Genomic DNA, 2,873 nt, shown 5'->3' with positions numbered 1-2,873 from the left:
GTCCTACTCTCCCACAGGGTCCCCCCTGCAGTACCATCGGCGCTGTAAGGCTTAGCTTCCGGGTTCGGAATGTAACCGGGCGTTTCCCTCACGCTATGACCACCGAAACACTATGAAACTGTCCAGCCGCACCACACCGTGACCTTGGCATGGGGCTGTTCGTGGTTTCAGAACCAACACAGTGGACGCGAGCAACTGAGGACAAGCCCTCGGCCTATTAGTACCGGTCACCTCCACCAGTTACCTGGCTTCCAGATCCGGCCTATCAACCCAGTCGTCTACTGGGAGCCTTACCCTCTTATAGAGGTGGGAGTCCTCATCTCGAAGCAGGCTTCCCGCTTAGATGCTTTCAGCGGTTATCCCTCCCGAACGTAGCCAACCAGCCATGCCCTTGGCAGAACAACTGGCACACCAGAGGTTCGTCCGTCCCGGTCCTCTCGTACTAGGGACAGCCCTTCTCAAGACTCCTACGCGCACAGCGGATAGGGACCGAACTGTCTCACGACGTTCTAAACCCAGCTCGCGTACCGCTTTAATGGGCGAACAGCCCAACCCTTGGGACCGACTCCAGCCCCAGGATGCGACGAGCCGACATCGAGGTGCCAAACCATCCCGTCGATATGGACTCTTGGGGAAGATCAGCCTGTTATCCCCGGGGTACCTTTTATCCGTTGAGCGACGGCGCTTCCACAAGCCACCGCCGGATCACTAGTCCCGACTTTCGTCCCTGCTCGACCCGTCGGTCTCACAGTCAAGCTCCCTTGTGCACTTACACTCAACACCTGATTGCCAACCAGGCTGAGGGAACCTTTGGGCGCCTCCGTTACTCTTTAGGAGGCAACCGCCCCAGTTAAACTACCCATCAGACACTGTCCCTGATCCGGATCACGGACCCAGGTTAGACATCCAGCACGACCAGACTGGTATTTCAACGACGACTCACCGCGAACTGGCGTCCGCGTTTCAAAGTCTCCCAGCTATCCTACACAAGCCGAACCGAACACCAATATCAAACTGTAGTAAAGGTCCCGGGGTCTTTCCGTCCTGCTGCGCGAAACGAGCATCTTTACTCGTAGTGCAATTTCACCGGGCCTATGGTTGAGACAGTCGAGAAGTCGTTACGCCATTCGTGCAGGTCGGAACTTACCCGACAAGGAATTTCGCTACCTTAGGATGGTTATAGTTACCACCGCCGTTTACTGGCGCTTAAGTTCTCAGCTTCGCCCCACCGAAATGGAGCTAACCGGTCCCCTTAACGTTCCAGCACCGGGCAGGCGTCAGTCCGTATACATCGCCTTACGGCTTCGCACGGACCTGTGTTTTTAGTAAACAGTCGCTTCTCGCTGGTCTCTGCGGCCACCCCCAGCTCGAACAGCAAGTGTTCTCACCGGGTGTGGCCCCCCTTCTCCCGAAGTTACGGGGGCATTTTGCCGAGTTCCTTAACCATAGTTCACCCGAACGCCTCGGTATTCTCTACCTGACCACCTGAGTCGGTTTAGGGTACGGGCCGCCATGAAACTCGCTAGAGGCTTTTCTCGACAGCATAGGATCATCCACTTCGCCACAATCGGCTCGGCATCAGGTCTCAGCCTTAATGTGCGACGGATTTACCTACCGCACGGCCTACACCCTTACCCCGGGACAACCACCGCCCGGGATGGACTACCTTCCTGCGTCACCCCATCACTCACCTACTAACCGCTTGGGCCGGCGGCTCCACCACTCCCCTCAACTCCGAAGAGATCAGGGCGGCTTCACGGCCTTAGCATCACGATGCTCGATGTTTGACGCTTCACAGCGGGTACCGGAATATCAACCGGTTATCCATCGACTACGCCTGTCGGCCTCGCCTTAGGTCCCGACTTACCCTGGGCAGATCAGCTTGACCCAGGAACCCTTAGTCAATCGGCGCACACGTTTCCCACGTGTGAATCGCTACTCATGCCTGCATTCTCACTCGTGAACCGTCCACAACTACCTTCCGGTGCTGCTTCACCCGGCACACGACGCTCCCCTACCCATCCCAGAAGGCGTTGGCCCTATACTCTGGAATGACACGACTTCGGCGGTACGCTTGAGCCCCGCTACATTGTCGGCGCGGAATCACTAGACCAGTGAGCTATTACGCACTCTTTCAAGGGTGGCTGCTTCTAAGCCAACCTCCTGGTTGTCTGTGCGACTCCACATCCTTTCCCACTTAGCGTACGCTTAGGGGCCTTAGTCGATGCTCTGGGCTGTTTCCCTCTCGACCATGGAGCTTATCCCCCACAGTCTCACTGCCGCGCTCTCACTTACCGGCATTCGGAGTTTGGCTAAGGTCAGTAACCCGGTAGGGCCCATCGCCTATCCAGTGCTCTACCTCCGGCAAGAAACACACGACGCTGCACCTAAATGCATTTCGGGGAGAACCAGCTATCACGGAGTTTGATTGGCCTTTCACCCCTAACCACAGGTCATCCCCCAGGTTTTCAACCCTGGTGGGTTCGGTCCTCCACGAAGTCTTACCTCCGCTTCAACCTGCCCATGGCTAGATCACTCCGCTTCGGGTCTTGAGCGTGCTACTCCACCGCCCTATTCGGACTCGCTTTCGCTACGGCTACCCCACACGGGTTAACCTCGCAACACACCGCAAACTCGCAGGCTCATTCTTCAAAAGGCACGCAGTCACACCACAAGGATGCTCCCACGGCTTGTAGGCACACGGTTTCAGGTACTATTTCACTCCCCTCCCGGGGTACTTTTCACCATTCCCTCACGGTACTATCCGCTATCGGTCACCAGGGAATATTTAGGCTTAGCGGGTGGTCCCGCCAGATTCACACGGGATTTCTCGGGCCCCGTGCTACTTGGGTGTCTCTCAAACGAGCCGCTGA

1 rRNA gene and 1 other annotated feature (1 of these 2 running past the window's edge) are annotated in these 2,873 nt (G+C 56.9%); the gene reads right to left on the bottom strand.

Annotated elements, in window-relative coordinates:
* A 5S ribosomal RNA gene (gene rrf, locus ACFZDK_RS55515) occupies positions 1-107 on the bottom strand; the annotation flags it as partial.
* A 92-nt stretch (positions 108-199) separates the two neighbouring features.
* Positions 200-2,873: a sequence feature (most likely nonfunctional fraction of RNA operon), on the bottom strand; it runs 1,695 nt beyond the window's last position.

The sequence above is a fragment of the Streptomyces sp. NPDC007901 genome (assembly GCF_042959465.1).
In the GTDB taxonomy this organism is placed as follows: domain Bacteria; phylum Actinomycetota; class Actinomycetes; order Streptomycetales; family Streptomycetaceae; genus Streptomyces.
Note: the sequence above shows the minus strand (reverse complement) of the source record. Positions and strands in the feature narration are given on the sequence as shown.